Source organism: Pseudomonas jessenii, from assembly GCF_002236115.1.
GTDB lineage: Bacteria > Pseudomonadota > Gammaproteobacteria > Pseudomonadales > Pseudomonadaceae > Aquipseudomonas > Aquipseudomonas jessenii.
In genome coordinates, this window is record NZ_NIWT01000003.1 from 16,608 (window position 1) to 38,442 (window position 21,835).

General features: G+C 63.1%; 9 protein-coding genes. 3 read left to right on the forward strand and 6 right to left on the reverse strand.

Going from position 1 to position 21,835, the window contains the following annotated elements; genetic code table 11:
• Positions 1 to 14: 14 nt before the first annotated feature.
• The 4 genes from PSJE_RS09215 to PSJE_RS09230 all read right to left on the reverse strand — a co-directional run bounded on the left by PSJE_RS09215 (position 15) and on the right by PSJE_RS09230 (position 3,924).
• On the reverse strand, positions 15 to 242 hold the full coding sequence (locus PSJE_RS09215) for an MbtH family protein (protein WP_057713869.1): 228 nt from the start codon (positions 240 to 242) through the stop codon (positions 15 to 17).
• 81 nt (positions 243 to 323) lie between these two features.
• Positions 324 to 1,724 (reverse strand): aspartate aminotransferase family protein, encoded by a 1,401-nt coding sequence (locus tag PSJE_RS09220; protein WP_090457010.1) that lies wholly within the window; start codon positions 1,722 to 1,724, stop codon positions 324 to 326.
• Between the two features lie 197 nt (positions 1,725 to 1,921).
• A complete protein-coding gene (locus PSJE_RS09225) occupies positions 1,922 to 3,247 on the reverse strand; it encodes an ATP-binding protein (protein WP_090457011.1) in 1,326 nt (441 codons plus the stop codon).
• On the reverse strand, positions 3,244 to 3,924 hold the full coding sequence (locus tag PSJE_RS09230) for a response regulator (protein ID WP_057713866.1): 681 nt from the start codon (positions 3,922 to 3,924) through the stop codon (positions 3,244 to 3,246). The genes PSJE_RS09225 and PSJE_RS09230 overlap by 4 nt, the downstream gene beginning before the upstream one ends.
• Positions 3,925 to 4,078: 154 nt before the next feature.
• On the opposite strand from PSJE_RS09230, the gene dsbD reads away from it, so the two are divergent.
• The 3 genes from dsbD to dsbG are packed head-to-tail and all read left to right on the forward strand — an operon-like array spanning position 4,079 to position 7,412.
• Complete coding sequence (gene dsbD / locus PSJE_RS09235; protein ID WP_090457013.1) at positions 4,079 to 5,815, forward strand: protein-disulfide reductase DsbD; 1,737 nt, start codon at positions 4,079 to 4,081, stop codon at positions 5,813 to 5,815.
• A complete protein-coding gene (locus PSJE_RS09240; RefSeq protein WP_090457015.1) occupies positions 5,815 to 6,669 on the forward strand; it encodes a TlpA disulfide reductase family protein in 855 nt (284 codons plus the stop codon). Before dsbD ends, PSJE_RS09240 begins: the two co-directional genes overlap by 1 nt.
• Entirely contained in the window at positions 6,645 to 7,412 is a 768-nt protein-coding gene (dsbG, locus tag PSJE_RS09245; RefSeq protein ID WP_057713862.1) for a thiol:disulfide interchange protein DsbG, read from the forward strand. The genes PSJE_RS09240 and dsbG overlap by 25 nt, the downstream gene beginning before the upstream one ends.
• A 94-nt stretch (positions 7,413 to 7,506) precedes the next feature.
• On the opposite strand, the gene PSJE_RS09250 is transcribed toward dsbG, so the two are convergent.
• The gene (locus tag PSJE_RS09250; RefSeq protein WP_090457017.1) at positions 7,507 to 8,319 is read right to left on the reverse strand and encodes an alpha/beta fold hydrolase; all 813 of its coding nucleotides are present in this window, start codon (positions 8,317 to 8,319) and stop codon (positions 7,507 to 7,509) included.
• Between the two features lie 219 nt (positions 8,320 to 8,538).
• The gene (locus PSJE_RS09255; RefSeq protein WP_090457019.1) at positions 8,539 to 21,537 is read right to left on the reverse strand and encodes a non-ribosomal peptide synthetase; all 12,999 of its coding nucleotides are present in this window, start codon (positions 21,535 to 21,537) and stop codon (positions 8,539 to 8,541) included.
• Between the last annotated feature and the right edge of the window lie 298 nt (positions 21,538 to 21,835).

Genomic DNA, 21,835 nt, shown 5'->3' on the forward strand with positions numbered 1-21,835 from the left:
TTTTGCATGACGGATCAGTGCGCCACAGCCGCCTGCTCGTCCATCTTCTGCCGCAGGCTCAATGGACGCATGTCGGTCCAGGTTTCTTCGATGTAGGCCAGGCATTCCTTTTTCAGCCCGCTTTTACCCACGGTGCGCCAGCCTTGTGGCACGGCTTTGTAGTCGGGCCAGATCGAGTATTGCTCTTCGTGGTTGACCACGACCTGAAAGAGGATGTCCTCGCGGTCGAATACTGACGTCATGCTGTCTCTCCATCGTTTTCGGGCGGGTTGCGTTGTGCACGCAACCGTTATGTAGAAGGAACGATCCGCAGGGCGGAAAATTTAAGGATGGGCCGTGGCGGCGGCCAGGGCTCGCCCGAAAATCTCGGCCACGCGATCGATTTGCGCAGCGGTAATCACCAGTGGCGGCAGGAAGCGCACCACCGCGCCGTGGCGGCCACCGAGTTCCAGGATCAAGCCACGCTTGAGGCATTCGCGCTGCACCAGTGGTGCCAGGCGGGCGAAAGCCGGCGGATGGCCTTGGGCATCCAGCGCGCCCGTCGGGTCCACCAGTTCGACGCCGAGCATCAAGCCACGTCCGCGAATGTCCCCCAGTTGCGGGAAGTCCCGCTGCAGGATGCGCAGGTGCTCGGCCAGACGCTCGCCCATCGCGGCGGCATGCTCGCAGACCTTGTGTTCGACCAGATAACGCATCACCGCGCAACCGGCGGCCATGGCCATCTGGTTGCCACGGAACGTCCCGGCATGGGCGCCCGGCAGCCAGGTGTCGAGCCAGTCGCGATAGACCACCACCGCCAGCGGCAGGCTGCCACCGATGGCCTTGGACATCACCACGACATCGGGAATGATCCCGGCATGCTCGAAGGCGAACATCTTGCCGGTGCGGGCGAAGCCACTCTGGATTTCATCGACGATCAGCGCGACACCCGCCTGTTCAGTGATCCGCCGCACACCGCGCAACCAGTCCAGATCCGCCGGAATCACCCCGCCCTCGCCCTGCACCACTTCCACGATCACCGCCGCCGGCAATTGCACACCAGCCTCGGGATCATTGAGCAGGTTTTCCAGGTAACTCAGGTTGGCTTTGACCCCTTGCGCGCCGCCGAGCCCGAACGGGCAGCGGTAATCGTAAGGGTACGGCATGAACTGCACGCCGCTGCCAAGCAAGGCGCCCAAGGGCTTTTTCGGCCCCAGACTGCCCATCAGGCTCAACGCGCCCTGACTCATGCCGTGATAGCCCCCCTGGAACGAGATCACGGTGCTGCGACCTGTGGCGGTACGCACCAGTTTCAGTGCCGCTTCCACGGCGTCGGTGCCGGTCGGGCCGCAAAACTGGATCTTCGCTTCAGCGGCCAGGGCAGGCGGCAGCAGCCCGAACAGATCCTGGACGAACCGGTCCTTGACCGGCGTGGTCAGGTCCAGGGTGTGCAGCGGCAGCTCATCGGCCAGCACTTGCTGGATGGCTTCGATCACCACCGGGTGGTTGTGCCCCAGGGCCAGGGTTCCGGCTCCGGCCAGGCAATCGATGAAGGTGCGGCCTTCGACATCTTCGACGTAGATGCCCTTGGCGCGCTTGAGTGCCAGGGGAATGCGTCGCGGATAGCTGCGGGCGTTGGATTCCTGCCGGCTCTGACGGGCGAGCAATGGCGATTCGTTGAATTGATAAAGCGTCTCGGCGGACGTCGCCGGCTGCTCTTCGATAAGGTTGGTAGCGACTGACATCTCTCGACCCCTCAATAAGGTTTTCCTGTTCTGGAAACGCATCAGCGCTTGAGGGATTTAGGCGGTAACCCGGAAACCTTTGCAGGAGCGAGCTCTGCTCGCGATGGACTCAAGAACAGCGCGTGCATTCAGAAAGCACGCGTTATCGTTATCGACCATCGCGAGCAGAGCTCGCTCCTACAGGGGAGGGGTGTTTTTCAGGCCGGTTGCAGCGGCATTGTCAGCTCAACCCGCAAGCCGTCCGGTCGGCTATCGAAATGCAACGTGCAACCGCAACGCTGAACGATGGCCTGGACAATCGCCAGGCCCAAACCACAGCCTGTGCTCTGACCGTTGCGCCAGAAGCGCTGGGTCAGGTGTTGCAGATCTTCTTCGGCAATCCCTGGCCCATGGTCGCGCACCACAAACTGCACACGATTGCCGGTGGTTTCCAGGCTCAACTCCACCGCTTTGTCGGCGGGGGTATGGCGCAGTGCGTTGTCGAGCAAGTTGCGCAGCGCGGCAATCGACAGCACGGCGGGCATTTGTACCGGCGCCGCGGAAACCTTGCCCGGTGCCTGAAACCTGATGCGCTGGCGATCGCCGCTTGCCGCGTCCTGGATCGCCAGTTTCGCCACTTGTTCGGCGTTGCACTGCACACCGTCGTCGAATGACAGACTGCCCTCGACGCGCGCCAACAACAGTAATTGTTCGAGGGTCCGGTGCATGCGGTCGGCGCCCTCTTCGGCCCGGGCCAGGGACTGGTCCCGGGCGCTGCCTTGCGTCATCCGCGCCACTTGCAGGTGGGTCTTGATCGCGGTCAGCGGGCTGCGCAGTTCGTGGGCTGCGTCTCCGGTCAGGCGACGTTCGCGCTCAATGGTCTTGCCGATGCGCTGGAGCAACTGGTTCTGGGTTTCCAGCAAGGGTTGCAGCTCGCTGGGCAGTGGCTGGATCTGCAAGGGTTCGAGGGAGTCGGCGCTGCGGCGCATCAAGGCATCGCGCATGCGGTTGAGCGGCGCCAGCCCCTGGCCGATGCCCAGCCAGAGCAAACACAGGCAACCGAGCAGCGCCACGCCCACCGGCACCGAAGCGGCCAGCAGGATCGACATGTTCAACGCCTCACGCTCGATCTGCCGGTCAGCGGTGGTGATGCGCAGATCGCCCCGGGCCAACGTGAAACTGCGCCACGGCGCGCCGTCGATCATCTGATCGTGAAACCCGAGTTTCTCGGCCTCCAGGGTCTGCTGCGGATCGGAGTGACTGCGGGCAAGGATTTCGCCGCGCAACGAGCTGACCTGGCACGCCATGCCACCCGGAATGTTCAGCTGTTCGGCACTGAAGTGGGTGCCCTCGCCCTTGCTCGGCACGGGCGGCAGTTGCTCCATCAGGCCGGCGACCATGCGTGCCGAGGCCACCAGGCGCTGGTCGAGGGAAAACATCATTTGATTGCGCAGATCGCTGAGCATCCAGGCCGCGGCCAGGGCCCAGATCAAGGCAAATGCGGCGCCGAGCGTCAGACTCAGGCGCAAACGCAAACTCATCACTTCGATTTTTCTCCGCCATCAGCCGGCCCCAGGCGATAGCCCAGGCCGCGCACGGTCTCGACAATGCCGTTGCCAAGCTTGCGCCGCAGGTGATGGATATGGACGTTAAGGGCGTTGCTTTCCAGTTCGTCGTTGAAACCGTAGACGCTGTCCTTGAGTTGCTCGGTGGACAACACACGGCCACGGTTATGCAGCAAGGCTTGCAGCAATGACTGCTCACGGCGCGACAGGTCCACCGGTTGCCCCGCGAGCGTGGTTTCGCGACTGCTCGGGTCGTAGGTCAGGGCACCATGCTCGATCAGGTTGACGCTGCGCCCCGCCACCCGCCGCAACAGCGTGTGCAAGCGTGCAGCGAGTTCGCGCAAGTCGAACGGTTTGAGCAGATAGTCGTCGGCACCGGCTTGCAGGCCATCGACGCGATCAGTGACCGAGTCCCGGGCAGTGAGGATCAAAACCGGCAACTCCAGGCCTTGATGGCGCAACTGCTGCAGCAGCTTGAGGCCATCCTCGTCCGGCAACCCAAGGTCGAGCACCATCACGTCGAACTCCGCGACCTTGAGCATCGCCCGGGCGGCGGACGCCGTGGCGACGTGTTCCACGGTCAGGCCCTGGGCGGTCAGGCCGGCGACGATACCGCTGGCGATCAATTCATCGTCTTCGCAAACCAGTACGTGCATGGGGAGCCTCGTAGAAATAAAGCCTATTAAGCCGTTGACCGATTAAGTCGACATTATGCCGCAAGCGCCACCGCCACAAGGCCGGGGCGGTTAATCATCGGTTAATCGCCACCCGCCACTGTGCACCTCATTAGCACAGGACAAAGGCTTATCCATGCGTCGTCTGTTTTTACTTTTTACTCTCTTGATCGTGGGCCTGGCCCAGGCGGGAACCAATCCGTTCGACACCAAACCTGAATTCCTCCCGGTTGATAAAGCCTTCGCGTTTACCTCTGAACGCCTGGAATCCGGTGAAACCCAGCTCTATTGGCAGATCACCGACGGCTATTACCTGTATCAGAAACGCTTGAAGTTCGATGGCTTGCCTGCCGACCAGCATCCTGTGCTACCGGAAGGCGAAGCCCACAGCGACGAGTTTTTCGGTGAACAGCAAGTCTACCGTCAGGGCCTGGAACTGAAAATTCCGGCGGGTGCCAGCGGTCAGGTCAAGGTCAGTTACCAGGGCTGCGCCGATGCCGGTTTGTGTTATCCGCCACAAACCAGAGTCGTGGACCTGGGCAATACCAATGCACTGAATGCGGCCACTGAAGCGCCGGACCAGGCGCTGGCCAGCAGCCTGCAACAACGGGCGCTGGGCTGGAGCCTTGTGCTGTTCTTCGGCCTGGGCCTGTTGCTGGCCTTCACGCCTTGTTCACTGCCAATGCTGCCGATTCTGGCTGGGTTGATCGTCGGCAGTGGCGCCACGCCCAGACGCGGATTCGCCCTGGCCAGCAGTTATGTGGTCAGCATGGCGCTGGTGTATGCGGCGATGGGTGTCCTGGCCGCCACCCTCGGGGCGAACCTGCAAGCCTGGTTGCAGAACCCCTGGCTGCTGGGCAGTTTCGCGGCGATTTTCGTGCTGCTGGCGCTGCCGATGTTCGGTTTCTTCGAACTGCAACTGCCGGTGGCCGTGCGTGATCGCCTGGAAAACGTCTCGCGCAATCAACGCGGCGGCAGTCTGATCGGCGCCGGGGTGCTGGGGGCGCTGTCCGGTCTGCTGGTTGGCCCCTGCATGACCGCACCACTGGCCGGCGCCCTGCTCTACATCGCGCAAAGCGGTAACGCGCTGCATGGCGGATTGATTCTGTTTGCCATGGGCATCGGCATCGGTGTGCCGCTGTTGCTGCTGGTGACCGTCGGCAATCGTTTCATGCCCAAGCCAGGCGCCTGGATGAACCTGGTCAAAGGCATTTTCGGCTTCCTGTTCCTCGCCACCGCATTGTTGATGCTGCGTCCGGTGCTCGACGAATCCCTGTGGGTCGGCTTGTGCGGTGCGCTGCTGTTGATCGCGGCCTACAGCGCCTGGAAGCAGTCGGAAGGTTTTGGCCGTATCGCGCACCTGTTTGGCGCCAGTTCGTTACTGCTCGGTTTATGGGGTGGCCTGTTGGTGATCGGTGCAGCCGGTGGCGGCGATGATCCGTTCAAGCCATTGCAGGTCTACCGCGCCTCGAACCAGGCTGTGGCCGCCGTGCCGGTTGGCCACGATGCCTTCATCACCATCAAGGATCCGCAGGCACTGCAACGGGAACTCGACGCCGCACAGGCTCAGGGTCAGTGGGTGCTGCTGGACTACTACGCCGACTGGTGCGTGTCGTGCAAGGTCATGGAGAAACAGGTCTTCGGCAAAACCCGTGTCCTCGAGGCTTTGAGCGATGTGCGCTTGCTGCGACTGGACGTCACCGCCGACAATGCCGCCAGCCGTGAACTGCTCGGCCGTTACCAAGTGCCAGGGCCACCGAGCCTGCTATGGATTGGTGTGGACGGTGAAGAGCGGCGCAGCCAGCGCATCACCGGCGAGGTCGATGCCGATACATTCCTGCAACGCTGGACCACCACCCGAGACGCCCGTTAATGCTGACTTTCACCCTCGGCACCTTTGCCATCGCGCTCAATCACCTGCTGTTGATCAGTGCGCTGGCGCTGGCCACTTTTGTCGGCTGGCGGGTCGCCAAGCGTGGTGGTGAAAACCCTGAGTCGGTGCTGTTCAGCCTGTTTCTGATGGGCATGCTGGCAGCCCGAATCAGTTTCGTGGCGGCCTATTGGGTGCACTATCGCAACGATCCGTGGCAGGTCATCGACCTGCGCGATGGCGGTTTCCTCGCCTGGCCGGGGGTCGTGGTCGTTTTGCTCGCCACGCTGTATCGCGGCTGGCGTCGCCCGGGTCTGCGCCGTCCATTGGGCTTTGGCGTGGCCAGTGGCCTGGCGTTCTGGCTGTTGGCGACGTTCTCCCTGTCGATTTATGAACAAGGCACACGCCTGCCGGAAATCACCCTGCGCAACGCCGCCGGCGAAACCGTGCAACTGGCCGACTACAAGGGAGGCCCGTTGGTGATCAATCTCTGGGCCACCTGGTGCCCGCCGTGCCGCCGGGAAATGCCGGTGCTGGAAAACGCCCAGCAACAACGGCCGGACCTGACGTTCCTGTTCGTCAATCAGTCAGAAAGCATGCAAAGCGTCGCGATCTTTCTGGAAACCCAGGGCCTGAGCCTGTCCAACGTGCTGTTCGACGGCAGTGGGCGTCTGAGCCAGGCCGTCGGTTCCATGGCATTGCCGACTACGCTGTTCTACAACCCCGAGGGTCGCCTGCTGGGCAGCCATCTGGGCGAGTTGTCGGAAGCCAGCCTGGCCCGCGCGCTGGAAAACTTCGACACCGTACCCGCCACCTCTTCAAGGAAACTGCCATGCCCCGCCTCCGCCACCTGCTGACCCTGAGCCTTGGTGCTGCCCTGTTGCACCTGCCATCGGTGCAGGCCGAAGAGTTGCCCGATGCCATCAAGAAAATCGAGGCCAAAGGCGCGAAAATCGTCGGCCAGTTCGACGCCCCCGACGGCTTGCGTGGTTATGCCGCGCAATACCAGAACCGCGGCATGGCGCTGTACCTGACCCCGGATGGCAAACACGTGTTGCTGGGCAACCTGTATGACGCCGAAGGCAATGACCTGAGCAGCGCACCTTTGCAGAAACTGGTGTATGCACCGATGGCCAAGGAAGTCTGGGCCAAGTTCGAAACCAGCAACTGGATCGGCGACGGCAAGAAGGATGCGCCGCGCGTGGTGTACCTGTTCAGTGACCCGAACTGCCCGTACTGCAACATGTTCTGGGAACAGGCCCGACCGTGGGTCAAGGCCGGCAAAGTGCAGTTGCGCCACATCATGGTGGGCATCATCCGCGAAGACAGCCCGGGGAAATCCGCCGCGCTGCTCGCCGCCAAAGACCCGGAAAAAGCCCTGCAGGATCACGAAGCCGCTGGCAAGGAGAGTTCGCTCAAGGCCTTGAAGGAAGTGCCGCCGGCGATTCAGGCAAAGTTCGCGGCCAACATGCAATTGATGGAAGAGCTGGAGTTGCAGGCGACGCCGGCGATTTTCTACATGGATGACAAGGGCAATCTGCAACAGCAGCAAGGCGCTCCGTCGCCGGATAAGTTGGCGAAGATTCTCGGGCCGAAGTGAGTTCAGCGCCCCCATCGCGAGCAAGCTCGCTCCCACAGGGAAAGGTGATCACCTGTGGGAGCGAGCTTGCTCGCGATGGCATCGGTAGATTCGACTAATTTCTGTCGGCCAAAAATGCCAACAAGGTTTCCGTCACAAACCCTGGGTTCTCCAGATTGGAAATATGCCCCGCCTCCGGCACCAGCACCCACGGGCAGCCAATCAGCTCAGCCATTTCACGGGCTTCACCCGGTGGCCGAGGCTTGTCCTGATCGCCGCACATCACCAGCGTGGTCGCTGCGTCCAGTTCGCCCAGACGCGATAACTGGTCATCGCGCCCAAATGTAATCCGCCCCATCGGCGCGATGCTTTCACGCAGGCGATCCGCGGGTAGAGCCGCGAGGGAAGCACGAAAATCCCGGTAGAGCGCCGATTGCGGATCAATGCCCGGCCGGAAGAAAATCGGCACCACGATATCCAGCAGCGCTGGCGTGATGACACCCGCCTCTTCGATCTGCTTCAACAGTGAAAAGTAATACTGGCGAGTCGGCTCCGGTTCGGCGCCGACGTAGGTGTCCATCAACACCAGGCCATTGAGCCGGTGCGCTGCCGACAACGCCAGGCGCGCGCCCCACATGCCGCCGACCGACAGGCCGACCAGCGTGACCCGCTCGATGTCCAGATGGTCGAGCAGGACCAATGCCTGACGCGCCAGGTCATCCAGCGACGTCGTACCGACAGGCAACGGCCCGGATTGGCCGTGCCCCCACAGCTCCAGGGCTATCACACGATACTGTTGCGAGAGCGCGGCAATCTGCGGCGCCCACATGGCCTGGTCCCACAGGTAACTACCGGCCAGCAGTACCGCCGGGCCGGTACCTTGATCGATGTAGTGGAGGGCTTGTCCGTCTATCGTTACGAAGGGCATCGACTGTCTCCGCGAGCACAAAGGGAGCCCGAAGACTGAGCGGCTGACGGATCGCAGTCAATCGCGAGAATGTATGCGTTTGTACAACCGCCATCGCGGGCAAGTCGGATCGCCGCACCGCCGCTCCCACAGGGATTCATGCTGATCACAAATGATGTGTTCACCACCCACTGTGGGAGCGAGCTTGCTCGCGATGGGGCCAGTACTGACGCCAGGGAATCAAAGCCCCTCCAGCTCCGCCATCAGGTCATTCAAGCGATCCACTTTCTCCTCGGTGAGCTCGCTGGCCGCCAACCCGTCGATGTACCGGGCCAGTTCTTCCACCGTGCTGCATTCGAACATCGCCCGCAGCGGCACATCCCGTTGCAGGGATTTCTGCACCCGCGAGGCGATTTGCGTGGCCAGCAGCGAATGCCCGCCCAACTCGAAGAAATTGTCGCGAACGCCCACTCTCTCGACCTTCAGTACCTCGGCCCAAATGTCTGCCAGGGTCTGCTCCAGCTCATTGCGCGGCGCCTGGTAATCCTGGCTTTGCAATTGACCGATCTCCAGCGTCGGCAGGGCCTTGCGGTCCAGTTTACCGTTGGCGTTGAGCGGCAGCTTGTCCAGCCATAACCAGTGCAGCGGCACCATGTATTCCGGCAGTTCGGCGCGCAGGCGTTGCTTGATGCGCTCCAGGCGTTCAGCCGGATCGAGCGCAACATCCGCCGCGACCAGATAGCCCACCAGGTGCTTGCCGTTCGCCCCTTCCTGCACACCCACCGCCGCATCGCGGACTTGCGGTTGTTCGTGCAGGCGAGCTTCGATTTCACCGAGCTCGATGCGGTAACCGCGGATCTTCACCTGATGGTCGACCCGGCCGACATATTCCAGAACGCCGTCACTGCGACGGCGGGCCAGGTCGCCGGTGCGATACAGGCGCTCACCCGGTGCGCCGAACGGGTTCGGCACAAACACCGGTGCCGTGCGCAGCGGATCGCTGACATAGCCGCGACCGACCCCGGTCCCCGCCACGCACAGTTCACCCACCGCGCCCAGCGGCACCAGTTCCAGCGCTCCGTCGAGCAGGTACAATTTGTTGTTGTCAGTCGGCGTACCAATCGGCAGGTAGCTGCCGCGAGTCGAAGCCATATCGACGCGGAAGAACGCCACGTCATCCGAGCACTCCGCCGGGCCATAGGCATTCACCAGGCCGATCTGCGGATAGCGCAGCAACCATTGATGCGCCAGTTCCGGCGGCATCGCCTCCCCCGTCGGCAACATCCAGCGCAGGCCATCGAGGCTCATGCGTTCCTGGGCGAGCATGCCCTGGATCAGCGAAGGCACGCTTTCCAGCACGGTGATGCCCTGGCTTTGCACATGGGCCAGCAAACCCTGGGGATCGTGGGCAATGGTGTTCGGCACGATGTCCACCCGGGCGCCGAACAACGGCGCGGCGAGGAACTGCCACACGGAAATGTCGAAGCTTTGCGACGCGGTTTGCGCGATCACGTCGGCGTCGCTCAGGTTCAGGTACGGCACCTTGCTCAACTGGTTGTTGAGCATGCCGCGCTGTTCGACCATCACGCCTTTGGGCAAACCGGTGGAGCCAGAGGTGTAGATCACATAGGCGAGGTTGTCCGGACCACTGTAGACACCAGGATTGTCCGCCGACAGCGCAAGGGCCTGGACTTCTTCCCAGACCAGCAGCCGTGGCCGGCTGGAGCAGCCGAACTCCTCGAGCAAGGCTTGCGCCTGCTCACGACAGGCTTGCGTGCACACCAGCAATGGCGTGCGGCTCAGATCGATGATCCGGCTCAGACGCTGACCCGGCAAACCCGGATCCAGCGGCAGGTAACCCGCCCCTGCCTTGAAGCTGCCGATGATCATGCCCAGCAAATCGAGGCTGCGTTCGGCCAGCAAGGCCACCGGTTGATCGCGCCCGACACCGGCGGCGATCAATGCATGACCGAGGCGGTTGCTGCGCTGGTTCAGCTCCAGATAACTGTATTGCCGGTCCAGACAACCGGCGGCAATTCGCAGTGGATGCCGGGCGACCTGCGTTTCGAACAATGAAACGTAGCTCTGCTCCAGCGGGTAATCGTGTTCGCTCTGGTTGCAGCCATGGATGAGGAAGTCCTGCTCCTCAGTCCCCAGCAACGGCAGGTCGGCCATGTCGCCATGGAAACCTTCCACCAATGCCAGCAGCAGACGCTTGAACTCAGCGAGCATGCGCTCGACCGTGGCCTCATCGAAGTAGCGTTGGTCGTAGGACAGGTGCAAGCCCAGGTCATCGCCCGGATAGCACACGGCCGTGAGCGGGAAGTTGGTATGGGTTCGGCCCGAGTCCGAGGTCGCGTTGAGGCTCTGCGCACGGTCGAGCACCGAGACTTCCACCGGGGCGTTTTCGAACACGAACAGGCTGTCGAACAGCGGCTGGCCTTTGGGCAGTTCGCTTTGCTCCTGGATGTTCACCAGTGGCAGGTATTCGTATTCACGCAGTTGCATATTGTTGTCGAGCAGACCGGTGAGCCACTGGCGCACGCTGCATCGCTGGCCGTCCTCAGGCATTTTCACCCGCAGCGCGATGCTGTTGATGAACAGGCCGACGGTGCGCTGCATCTGCGGCATGTCCACCGGACGCCCGGCCACGGTGACGCCGAACAGCACGTCGCGATCACCGCTCAAGCGCCGCAGCACCAGGGCCCACGCCGCCTGGGCAAAGGTGTTGATGGTCAACTGATGGGCCTGGGCCAGTTCGCGCAATTGCGCACCGTCACGGGCATCGAGCCTTGTATAGCGGTCGCCGACGATCATGCCGCCGCTGTCGCCGGCATGTTCACGCAGCAATGGCCGGTCGCTCGGGATCGGCGTGGTCCGTTCGAACCCCTGCAGGTTGGTTTTCCACCACTGCCGTGCTTCGGCCAGGCTCTGATGCTGCAGCCAACCGATGTAGTCGCGATAACGTGGTGGTACCTCCAGCTGCGCTTCCCGGCCTTCGCCGAGGGCGCTGTAGATCTCGAAGAAATCATTCATCAGCAGCGAACGGCACCAGGCATCGATGAGGATGTGGTGGTTGCTCATCATGAACCAGTAACGCGCCGCGCCCACACGGATCAAACGCAAGTGGAACGGCGCCTGGTTGAGCAGATCAAACCCCACCTCGCGTTCGGCCTTGAGCAAGGTTTGCAGCTTCGGCTCTTGCTCGGCTTCGGCGAGATTGCTCCAGTCGAGGTATTCGATCGGCGTGCTGCCCGGTTTGTGGATCACTTGCAGCATGTCTTCGCCGACGTTCCAGCAGAACGACGCGCGCAATGCTTCGTGGCGGGCGATCACTGCTTGCCAGGCCTGGGCGAAACGCTGCGGGTCCAGTTCGCTGTTGATGCGGTAGCGGTCCTGCATGTAGTACAGGCCGGTGCCCGGCTCCAGCAAGGTGTGCAACAGCATGCCTTCCTGCATCGGGGTCAACGGGTAGACGTCTTCGATGACGGCGGCCGGGACCGGCAGCGCATCCAGTTGAGCCTGGCTGAGATTCGCCAGCGGGAAATCCGACGGCGTCAGGCCACCCGCGTCGTCGCGCAGGCAATGCTCGATCAGGCTGTTCAACTCACCGAGGTAGGCATCGGCTAACTCGTTGATGGTTTGCCCATCGAAGCGTTCGGCGCTGAAAGTCCAGCGCAGTACCAGTTCACCGCCATACACCTGACCGTCGACGCTCAGCTCGTTGGGCAACGGTGCATTGGCATCGTGGGCCGCACCAATGGCTTCATCCAGTGGATGGAACAGCGCGTCTGCCCCGAAGCTCTGGTCGAACTGGCCGAGGTAGTTGAAGGTGATCGGCGCCACCGGCAACTGCGCCATGCTGTGACGGCTCAGGTCATCGGCCAGGTAACGCAGCACGCCATAGCCCAGGCCTTTGTGCGGCACGGCACGCAATTGCTCCTTGATCGCCTTGATCGACACGCCCTGCCCGGCGGCTTCTTCGATGTTCAGCGGCGTCAGGCGCAGTGGGTAGGCACTGGTGAACCAGCCGACGGTGCGGGTCAGGTCGATCTCGTCGAACAGCGCTTCGCGGCCGTGGCCTTCCAGCTGAATCAGCGCCGATGGCTGACCGCTCCAGCGGCACAGCACGCGGGCCAATGCGGTCAGCAGCAAGTCGTTGACCTGGGTGCGATAGGCACTCGGTGCCTGTTGCAGCAACTGCCGGGTACGCTCGCTGTCGAGGCGCACGCTGACGGTTTGTGCATGTCGGTTCTGCCGCCCGCCTGCGGGGTGATCACAGGGCAAATCGGCAGTGGGCCCGGCCAGGTGCGCCTGCCACCAGCCCAGTTCTTCGCGCAGGGACTCACTGCCGGCGTAGGCTTGCAGCCGTGCGGCCCAGTCCTTGAAGGCGCTGGTTTTCGCCGGCAGTTTCACCGACTGCTGTGCGTCCAGTTGGCGGTACACGGTTTGCAGGTCGTCCAGCAGTACGCGCCATGAAACACCATCGACGACCAAGTGGTGAATCGCGATGAACAGCCGTTGCTGGCCCTCGGGACCATCGACCAGCAACACGCGTATTAGCGGTCCCTCTTCGAGGTCGAGGCTGAGCTGGGCATCGGCGAACAAGGCCGCGCATTTGTCCATCGACGAAACGCGCACCTGCCACAACACCGGAGCCTCGGAAATCGGCTGATGCTGTGCTTGCCACTGACCGGCGACCTTGCTGAAGCGCAGACGCAAGGCGTCGTGCTGTTCGATTACCGCCAGCAGCGCTTGCTCCAGTCGATGGGGCTCCAGAGGTGCGGTCGGTTGCAGCAACAACGCCTGGTTCCAGTGCTGGCGCTGCGGGATGTCAGTGTCGAAGAACCAGTGCTGGATCGGCGTCAGACGCGACTCACCCATGATCAAGCCCTGCTCGGCGCTGACCTGCTCGCTGCGGCTGGCCACGGCGGCGAGGGTCTGCACGGTCTGGTGCTGGAACAGGTCGCGAGGGCTGAAGTGAATGCCCTGCTGCCGTGCCCGGCTGACCACCTGGATCGACAGGATCGAGTCACCGCCCAACTCGAAGAAGTTGTCGTTGAGGCCGACCTGTCCGACGTTCAGCACTTCGCACCAGATCTGCGCGAGGCTGACTTCAAGCTCGTTGCTCGGCGCTACGTAGTGATGGCGATTCAGCTCCGGGTCCGGCGCCGGGAGAGCGCGGCGGTCGAGTTTGCCATTGGCGGTCAGCGGCATGCGGCCCAGCAGGATCAGGTGCGTGGGCACCATGTAGTCTGGCAGTTGCGATTTCAGATGCGCCTTGAGGGCCTCGCGCAAGACCGATTGCTGTGCTTCGTTCTGTTCGGCGACGTCAGTCACCAGATAGCCGACCAGTTGCTTGCCACTCGGTGCATCGAGCGCCAGCACAACGGCTTCACGAATCGATTCGTGCTCCAGCAGACGGGTTTCGATCTCGCCCAGTTCGATGCGGAAACCACGAATTTTCACTTGATGGTCGATGCGTCCGAGGTATTCCACCAGGCCGTCGGCGCGCTGACGCACCAGGTCGCCGGTGCGATAGATACGTCCGCCGTTGGCGGCAAACGGATCGGCCACAAAGCGCTCCGCGGTCATGCCCGGACGCTGGTGATAGCCCTGGGCCAGACCCGCGCCACCGACGTACAACTCGCCCGTCGCACCTTGCGGCACCAACGCCAGGTCGGCGTCGAGAATGTAGGCCACGCGGTCGCCGATGATGCTGCCGATCGGCACGCTGCCAGCGCCCTCTTCCAGCACTTCAGGGGCGAGACTGGCCAGCGGCATGACCACGGTTTCGGTCGGGCCGTAGGCGTTGAAGAACAGGCTCGGCTTGAAGGCTGCGCGAATGCGCGCCAGGTGTTCACCGGTCAGCGCTTCGCCGCCGGTGATGATCATGCGCACCGGCAGGGTTTCATTTTGCGTTGCCAGCCACTGCGCCAACTGGCTGCCATAGCTCGGCGTGAATCCGAGGACGTTGATCTGATGACGACGGATCAGGCCACAGATTTCTTCCGCGTCCCACTGCCCTTGAGCCCGCAGCACCACTTGCGCACCACTGAGCAGCGGCACCAGCAAACGCTCGGTCGCGGCGTCGAAGTTGATCGAATAGAAGTGCAGTTCGCAATCGTCAGGGCGCATGGTGAAACGCTCGATCACCGCGCGGCAGTGCATGGCGATTTCGCCGTGGGATACCACCACGCCTTTCGGTTTGCCGGTCGAACCCGAGGTGTAAATCAGGTAGGCCTGATGCTGCGGCAGGCTGATCAACGGCAATTCGGTGGCCGGGTAATTGGCCAGTGCAGCGGCGTCTTCTTCAAGACACCAGCGGCCAACGGTCGCCGGCAACTCGCCCAGGGCCTTGAACATCGCCGCGTCGCTGAGCAGCAAACCGATGCCGCTGTCATTAATCATGTAATGCAAGCGGTCCAGCGGGTATTCCGGATCCAGCGGCACATAGGCGCCGCCAGCCTTGAGGATCGCCAGCAGGCCGACGACCATCTCCAGCGAGCGCTCCAGTGCCAGCCCCACACGAACCTGCGGTCCGACACCACGCTCGCGCAGCATCCAGGCCAGGCGATTGGCCCGGCCGTCGAGTTCGGCATAGCTCAGGGTTTGCCCGGCGAAGGTCAGGGCCGGAGCGTCCTGGCGCATCAAGGCTTGCTCGGCGAACAGGTGATGGATGCACTGGTCCAGCCGATGCTCGCCCGGCTCGACGCCGAGGCTGTCGAGCAGATGTTGTTGTTCGCCACACGCCAGCAGCGGCAGGTCGCTCAAGCGCTGCTGCGGATCGGCAATCAGCGCCTCCAGCAGGTTGCGCCAATGCCCGGCCATGCGCGCAATGCGCGGCTCGTCGAACAGATCGGTGCTGTAGGTCAGGCAGCAACCCAGGCGATGGTCCAGGTCGGTGACTTCCAGGTTGAGGTCGAACTTGGTCGCGCGGGCATCGTTGGCCAGGTACTCGACCGTCATGCCGGCCAGGGTGCGGCTTTGCTGGAACTCCCAGCGCTGCACGTTGCACATCACCTGGAACAATGGGTTGTAGGCCGCGCTGCGGGGTGGTTGCAAGGCTTCCACCAGATGATCGAACGGCAGGTCCTGATGGGACTGGCCTTCGATCACCGTGTGGCGCACCTGCTCGAACAACTCACCGACGGACATCTGCCCGTCGAGCTGGCAGCGCAGCACTTGCGTGTTGAGGAACGCACCGATCAGCCCTTCGCTTTCCGGGCGAATGCGGTTGGCCACCGGCGCGCCGATGCGCAGATCGGTCTGGCCGCTGTAGCGGTACAGCAGCGTAGCCAGGGCGGCGGTCATGGTCATGAACAGGGTCAGGCCGTGTCGCGCATTGAAGGCGCGGACCCGTGCCGCGAGGTCGTCGCTCAGGTCAAAGCGATACAACTCACCCTGATGGCTTTGCACCGGCGGACGCGGACGGTCGGCCGGCAACTCCAGCAGCGGGTGTTCGCGGCCCAGTTGCGTTGTCCAGTAATCGAGCTGGCGCTGACGCTCGCCGGACTCCAGCCACTGACGCTGCCACACGCTGTAATCCAGGTACTGCACCGGCAACGGCGCCAGCGGTGATTCACGGTCATCGACGAACGCTTCGTACAGCGCGCTGAGCTCCCGGGCAAAAATGTCCATCGCCCAGCCTTCGGTGACGATGTGGTGCAGGGTCAGAACGAAGTAGTGTTCCTGTTCGGCGGTCTTGACCAGGCAGGCGCGCAGCAAGGGTCCGGTCTCCAGATCGAACGGCTGGTGCGCTTCGTCGTCGGCCAGTTGCTGGACCTGCCACTCGCGGACCTCGGCATCCAGCGCGGTGAAATCCTTCCACGCCATGCGCACGCCGGTTTGCGCGTGTACTTGCTGGCGGGCGACGCCGTCGATGCTCGGGAACGTGGTGCGCAGGGTTTCGTGACGCAGGATCAGGGCTTGCAGCGCGGCCTCGAAGCGCGCCACGTCAAGCACGCCACGCAGCCGCGCCATGCCGCCAACGTTGTAGGCCGGGCTGTCGGGCTCCATCTGCCAGAGGAACCACATGCGCTGCTGGGAATAGGACAGCGGCACCGGCTGCCCGCGGTCGATTTTTTCAATCGGCGGCTGTTTGTTGGTGCTGCCACTGGCCTGGATCAGGCGAACCTGTTCGGCAAACGCACCGAGTTCGCTGTGCTCGAACAGCGCCCGCAGCGGCAACTCGACGTCGCAGGCCTGGCGGGTGCGGGAGATGATTTGTGTGGCCAGCAGCGAGTGACCGCCGAGGGCAAAAAAATCATCGCGCAAACCGACTTGCGTCAAACCCAGCACTTCGCGCCAGATGCCGGCGATGCGTTGTTCCAGTTCTGTCACAGGCTCGACGTGCTCGCGAACCTGCCACTGCGGTTCCGGCAACGCGCGGCGGTCGAGCTTGCCGCTCGGGCCGAGGGGCATTTGGTCCAGGCGCATCAGTTGCGCCGGCACCATGTATTCCGGCAGTTCGGCGGCCAATGCGCTTTTCAGGCGCGCGGTTTGCTCGACCTCGTCCCCGGCATTGTCCGCAGCGGTGTAGTAACCGATCAACTGCGCCCCGGCCATGGTGTCGCGCACCAGCACCACGGCTTGCGCAACGCCGTCCTGGGCCAGCAGCCGTGCCTGGATTTCCTCCGGCTCGACCCGGAACCCGCGCAACTTGACCTGTTGATCGAGACGACCGAGGTATTCGATCACGCCATCCGCCGTCCAGCGTGCCCGGTCGCCGGTGCGATACAGGCGTGCGCCCGGCTCGCCCAACGGATCGACCACAAATCGTTCGGCGGTCAACGCCGGGCGACCGAGGTAACCACGGGCCAAGCCAACGCCGCTGATGCACAACTCACCCGGCACACCGACCGGAACGGGATGCAGATCGCTGTCGAGCACGCGGCAGATCACATTGCCCAGCGGCCGGCCAATCGGCGAGCGTTCGCCATCGGCGCTGGAGCATTGCCAGTGGGTGACGTTGATCGCGGTTTCGGTCGGTCCGTAACGGTTGTGCAGTTGCACCGCCGGCAGCTGCGCCAGCACCCGATTGCGCAGCTCCGCGGGCAAGGCTTCGCCCCCGGAGAACAGCCGGCGCAGGCTGGTGCATTCAGCACTGAGCGGTTCGTCGATGAACAGCGAAAGCAGCGGCGGCACGAAGTGCAACGTGGTCACGCCGTACGTTTGCACCAGCTGCGCGATGCGATGTGGATCGCGGTGTTCGCCGGGACCGGCGATCAACAGACGTGCGCCTGTGATCAGCGGCCAGAAGCACTCCCACACCGACACGTCGAAACTGATCGGCGCCTTTTGCATCAGCACGTCGGTTTCGTTCAGGCGATAAGTGTCCTGCATCCATTGCAGGCGCTCGGCCAGCGCCGCGTGGGTGTTACCGACGCCTTTGGGCTGGCCGGTGGAACCGGAGGTATAAATCACATAGGCAAGATTGTCGCCGTGCAGATGCAGCCCCGGCGCATGGCTTGGCCAACTGTCCAGGTGCAGGGTGTCCATGGCGATCACACTGACACCCTCGCTGGCCGGCAAGCGCTCGAGCAGTCGGGTATGCGTCAGCAGCAATTGAACACCGCTGTCGCTGAGCATGTAGGCCAGGCGTTCGGCGGGGTAATCCGGGTCCAGCGGCACGTAGGCGCCACCGGCCTTGATGATCGCCAGCAGGCCGATCAGCAGTTGCGGCGAACGCTCGCAGGCGATGGCCACGCAGACGTCCGGGCCGACGCCTTTGTCGCGCAGGTAATGGGCCAGACGGTTGGCCTGGGTGTGGAGTTCGGCGAAGTCCATATGGCCGCCCTCCCAGATCAACGCCGGGCGCCCAGGTGTCAGCCGGGCTTGTTGGTTGAGCGATTCGGGCAGCCATTGACTGGCCGCTGCGCAGGGTGCGCTGGCCCAGTCCGATTGCTGATGCTGCTCGGCGGCCGTCAACAGCGGCAAGTCACCGATGGCGATGTCCGCTTGATCGCAGACAGCCCGCAGCAGGTTGCTGAAATGGTCGGCCAGCCGCTCGATGGTCGCGGCGTCGAACAGTTCGTTGGCGTAGTCGAAGGACAAGGTCAGGCGACCGTTGCGGTCTTCTTCGCTGTGCAGTTGCACATCGAACTTGGCTTCGCGGCTATGCCACGGCAACTCTTCGGCCAACAGCCCCGGCAGGCGCTTCAAGGCGCCAAGGTCGCGTTGCTGATGGTTGAACATGACCTGGAACAGGCCCTGTTCACGGGCCTGCGGGAAGGCTTCGAGCAGTTGCTCGAACGGCAAGTCCTGATGCGCTTGCGCACCCAACGCCGCCTGACGGGTCTGCGCCAGCAACTCAACGAATGGCAGACTTGAGTCCACTTCGGCACACAGCACCTGGGTATTGATGAAGAAGCCGATCAGCCCCTGGGTTTCCAGGCGTGGACGGTTGGCATTGGGCACGCCGATGCGGATATCTCGTTGGCCGCTGTAGCGGTGCAACAAGGTCTGGAACGCAGCCAGCAACAACATGAAGACGGTCGATTCATGGGCCTGGGCAGTCTGACGAATCGCATCGCTCAGGGGAGCGCCCAGACGCACGGTGTGGCGAGCGGCGCTGTGCAGTTGTTGTGCTGAGCGTGGATGGTCGGTGGCCAGGCTCAGGGTTGGATGTTCATCACCCAAGCGGTCTTTCCAATAAGCCAGTTGCCGCTCGCCTTCCCCTTGCGCCAACCATTGCCGTTGCCAACTGCCGTAGTCGGCGTACTGCGTCGGCAATGGCGCCAGCACCGCTTGCAAGCCCTGGGAGGCGGACGCATACAGGTGCGAGAACTCGTCGATCAACACATTCAGCGACCAGCCGTCAGCGATGATGTGGTGCAGGGTCACCAACAACTGATGGTCTTCGTCGTCGAGGCGCACCAGCGTCACCCACATCAACGGGCCTTTCTCCAGATCGAACCGGGTCCGTGCTTCGTCCTCGCGGATCTGCTGCGCCCGGGCCTCACGCTCGGCGGCCGGCAGGTCGCTGATATCGATCAGTTGCAGGTTGAACTCACCGGCCGGATCGACCTGTTGCAGCGCCACGCCATCACGCTCGAAGAATCGCGTGCGCAGGGATTCGTGGCGCTCGATCAACTGCTGGAAACTGGCGCGCAAGGCGTCCTCATCCAGCTCGCCGCGCAGGCGCAAGCCGCCAGGAATGTTGTAGGCACTGCTATGTGGGTCGAGTTGCCAGGTGATCCACAGACGGTTTTGTGCCAGGGATTGCGGCATCGGTTGCTGGCGCGACAGTGCCGTGATCGCGCCCTGGGCCAGACCACCGTCCTGTTGCAGACGGGTCACGACATCGGCGAATGCGCCGAGGGTCGGCGCTTCGAACAGCAGGCGCAGGCTCAACTCCAGACCCAACTCTTCCCGCAGACGCGCCACCACTTGCGTCGCTGCAATGGAGTTGCCGCCAAGCAGGAAGAAATGATCGTCGGCGCCCACCTGCGCCACTTGCAACTGCTCACACCAGATACGTGCGATCAAGCTTTGCAGCGTCGATCCCGACTCGCTATTGCCCGTGCTTTCGTTGCTGGCCGACGGGAACACCGCGTAGCTGTCAAGGCTGCCGTCCGCCAGGCGATTGCGACACGCCGAACGCTGCAATTTACCGCTGGACGTTTTGGGCAGCGCGCCCGGATTGAGCAGCACCACCACGCTCGGTGCCTCCTGATACGCCTCGGCGACGGTCTGGCGAATGGCGTTGATCAAGGATTCAGGCGGCAGGATTTTCTGCACGCTGCGGCTGATTTCAGCGGCGATGCCGATGCCTTCCTGACCGTCAACCGTGACGGCGAAGGCGGCGACGCGTCCTTTGCGCACCACTTCCACTTCACGCTCGACAGTCTGCTCGATGTCCTGCGGGTACAGGTTGTGCCCGCGCACGATCAGCATGTCCTTCAGGCGCCCGGTGATAAACAGTTCGCCGTTGCGCAGAAAACCCAGGTCACCGGTGCGCAGCCAGGTCTGCCCGGCGTGCTGGACGAAGGTCTTGGCGGACGCCTCGGGGTTGCGCCAGTAGCCTGAGGCGATGCTCGGCCCGCTGGCCCAGACTTCGCCGACGACGTTGTCGGCCTGTTCGCTGAGCGAGACAGGATCGAAGATCAACACCGCGTGCGCCGGCTGGCTGATACCGCAACTCATGATCGGGCTGCCCTCGCCCGCTTCGATGCGGTTCTGCGCCAGGGCCTGATCATCAACCCGCAGGTTGCCGATGCCTTGGCCGCGCGCTGTGCCGGCCACGAACAAGGTGGCTTCGGCCAGACCGTAGGAGGCCATGAAACTGTCCGCGGTGAAGCCGCAGGTCGCGAACTTCCCGGCGAAGCGCTCCAGGGTGTCGAGGCGAATCGGTTCGGAACCGGAATACGCCACACGCCAGCCACTCAGGTCGAGCCGTTCCAGGGCCGACTCGCTGACCCGCTCACTGCACAAGCGATAGGCAAAATCCGGCCCGCCGCTGATGGTGCCGCCGTATTCGCTGATCGCCTCCAGCCAGCGCAACGGCCGACCGAGAAAATACGCCGGGGACATCAACACGCAAGGCACGCCGCTGAAAATCGGCTGCAGCAAGCCACCGATCAGGCCCATGTCGTGATACAGCGGCAGCCAGCTGACGATGACGTCGTCGGGGTTCAGGTCAATGCCGAAACCGTGGCGAATCAGCAATTCGTTGGCCACCAGATTGCCGTGGCTGACTTGCACGCCTTTGGGCAGCGCGGTGGAGCCAGAGGTGTATTGCAGGAAGGCGATGTGATCGTCCTGCAAGTCCACCGCGACCCAGCGCTCGGCCAGTGCACCGTCGAGGGTATCGACACACAGCAGCGGCGGCGCGCCTTCGATCTGCTGCAACCCATCGCGCAGCCCGGCGCTGGTCAACAGCAAGCGCGGCTGGGCGTCGCTGATGATCGACAACAGGCGCTCCTGGTGATGACGGCGTGCCGACTCCGGCGGGTAGGCCGGCACCGCGATCACCCCGGCGTACAGGCAACCGAAGAACGCCGCGACGTAATCCGGGCCACTGGGGAACAGCAACACCGCGCGGTCGCCAACATCCGACTGGGCCTGCAACGCGCCGGCAATCGTCCGTGCCCGCAGATCCAGTTCGCGATAGCTGAGCACCACAGCTTGGTCCGGGGTCTCGGCGAGAAAGCGCAGGGCCACCCGATCCGGCGTCAGCGCCGCGCGGCGCTGAAGGGCTTGGACCATTGTGCTGGGGAGTTCGAACGCGTCGGTCATGAGGTTTCCTGCCTGAATTCGGCTTGGTAGGAGCGAGCCTGCTCGCGAAAATCCGAAGAACGCCGCGGGGTGTCAGGCGCCCATCGTTGACGACCATCGCGAGCGAGCTCGCTCCTACAGGGTGATGAGGGTTGCGCTGTGCAATTCACCAATGAGAACGGATGACGTCTGGAAATAATTAGTCGCCAGGCTGGAACGCAAAGCGGACTGAAGTGAGTCAGCGTGTCGCAGTTCTCACTCTTTACCTTTGTAACGCATTAGTTCTTTTTCTCATTTGACAATCATTATCATTAAGCCT